This is a genomic window from Paenibacillus sp. N119s, assembly GCF_059447605.1.
Genome location: NZ_JCAJRU010000468.1, coordinates 1 through 839, shown reverse-complemented (window position 1 = coordinate 839; position 839 = coordinate 1). Strand labels below are relative to the sequence as shown.

At 47.8% G+C, this 839-nt stretch carries 1 protein-coding gene; it reads right to left on the bottom strand.

Annotated elements, in window-relative coordinates:
* Window positions 1-104: 104 nt before the first annotated feature.
* Window positions 105-839, bottom strand: a 735-nt coding sequence (locus AC5V8P_RS25810; protein WP_495474084.1) for an alpha/beta hydrolase, incomplete at its 5' end; no start/stop codon positions are given.

The window sequence follows — 839 nt, the reverse complement described above, 5'->3', positions numbered from 1 at the left end:
GGGTAATGTCATCGCTGCCAACCTCCACACGCCAGTATAGTGTTACTCTTTTATTTTACTCCGGCGGAGGCGCAATTTCCAATACAATGCGTTACACCCTGAAATCAGATCATCCAGTGCTGCCAATCCCGTTGAATATGTTCCTGTTCATCCAGCCATTCCAGTGTGCGGTCAATCAGCTGTTGCCGCTCTTTCCCCGATGAAAACGTGTGATCTCCCTGGAAAATAATTTCCTTATCACAGCGTCCCTCTGGACGCATCCAGAATACCTTTTGAAACAGAAATGCATAATCCACAGGAATGATATCATCCGAGGTGCCATGAATAACAAGTACATCACCGTTAAATTTAACGGCCTCCTGGAACGGTTGGAATTGGGCTAACGACTCAAAATAAGTAGGTGTGAATTTATATCCCAAATAGTCTGCATGACCGGTTTTAACAGACTCATCATACACGCTTCGCTCCGTTATTTTGACGATATCGTTGAACGGATAGCCAACGGCTGACCAAAGGACCAGGTTTTGTACTCTTTTATCCCGAACGGCTGTGAGAAGGGCAACCGCGCCCCCCAAACTGTGACCGATCAGCGTTACCTTAGTCGGGTCAATGTCCGCGCAATTCACAGCGTAATCCAACACGGTACGTGTCTGATTGATCATGGACTCTAGCCCCTGCTTGCCATATTCACCCGTGCTTTCTCCACAACCGGCAAAGTCAAAGCGCAGTACAAAATATCCCCCTTCGGCCAATTCACGCGCCGTCTTGACGAACAATCGATCTACTCCGATACGATTGCCCACAAAACCGTGACAAATGACAACGAGCGAAACTCGTCT